Annotated in this window: 1 protein-coding gene and 2 pseudogenes; all 3 read right to left on the minus strand. The window is 64.7% G+C overall.

Translation table 11 applies throughout. From position 1 onward, the window contains the following. Positions 1-254, minus strand: a pseudogene (locus B1L11_RS44550) (plasmid replication, integration and excision activator); the annotation flags it as partial. Positions 255-426: 172 nt separating this feature from the next. Next, positions 427-894, minus strand: coding sequence for a hypothetical protein (locus B1L11_RS44555; RefSeq protein ID WP_079321123.1), 468 nt, complete (start codon positions 892-894; stop codon positions 427-429). A gap of 24 nt (positions 895-918) precedes the next feature. Further along, positions 919-1,261: pseudogene (locus B1L11_RS47760) on the minus strand (integrase); the annotation flags it as partial.

Consider the following 1,261-nt stretch of genomic DNA (forward strand, 5'->3'; position numbering starts at 1 on the left):
CCCGGCAGCGACGGCGGAACAACCGGCTGAACCTCGGCGAGGATCTTCACCGTCACCGTCTTCTGCGCGGCCTTGAGTGAGGGGTCGGCGTCCATCACCGGGACCTGCCAGACCGGAAGCCCGGTCACCTTGTCCTTGGCCTGGGTGTCACGTTTGGCGTCGAAGTCCTTCGCCGCGGTCACCTCGCCCACGACGTAGCAGCCGTGCGGGAACAGCAGCTCGAAGCTGATCGGGATGGGTCCTTGCAGTGCCATCGTTCACCACCTCCTTGTTTATCCCCCTAGACAGTGGCGGCAGGTCCGTAACGAGAACTGTCTAGGGGGCTATGCGCAAGACGATAGCTTGCATCTACCTCAGCTGTCTAGGGGGGTAAACGCAAGTCGTGAGGGAGGTTGTAGGCCAGCAGCGTGGGGTGCGATAAGAACGTCAGATATGGGCGCGAATCTGTCGCACGGGATGTCCAAGCACGGCACCGAGGACGGCTAGTTCCTCGTCGCTGAACCAGTCACGTTGGGGGTTCCAGACGGCAATCTCGAAGCGGGCGAAGCCGCATGGCCAGGCGTATTCCAGGGCATCGAGCGATGAGTCGGCACCGCAGCAAGGGGTCTTGACGGCGAGGTTCGCGAAGCCCTCGTCGAGGTGGGCTTCTAGGAGATCTTTCCACCATTTGGTGTCGATCGAGGCGCCGCAGTGCGGGCAGCCGATCCTTTCCAGGTTCGCGCCACAGTCGATGACGGCGACGTTGTCGTGCCAGGTCACGTCTACTTCGGCATCCACGCCGTCTGGCTCGCCCGGGGCCAGGTCCGCCATGATTGCCGTAGTGCGTTCGGCCACGTCCCGTGCGGGCTGCCAGTGCGGATCGGTCGGAATGATCGACAGGATGTCGTCGCTCACAGACTTACTCGATTCGCCCCTACCTCATTCATGGACCATGACGTTAGCCGCTGTTGCGTCGTCGTGGGTCTTGCTGCGGGGCCAGCGTTCGCCGTGGGGGTCGGAACGCTCGGCTTCGCGGACCTTGCGGATTAGTGCGGTCGGTCCGTCCTGCACTAGGACGTCGAGGAGCTGTCGCCAGGTGACAAGGCGGTAGCGGGTGACGGCGTCGGCGGCGCCGTCTGTCAGCAGGGCCGCGGCGTGTACCTGGTCGGTGGGGGTGGTGCCGGTGAGGGCTTGGTCGGCGGCGAGGGGGTCGGTGGAGGCGACCCAGAAGCCGCCGTCGCGGTTGCGATAGGTGCCGAGGGTTTCGACGTACTCGCGGCGG

Source organism: Microbispora sp. GKU 823 (assembly GCF_002027145.1).
Lineage (GTDB): Bacteria > Actinomycetota > Actinomycetes > Streptosporangiales > Streptosporangiaceae > Microbispora > Microbispora siamensis.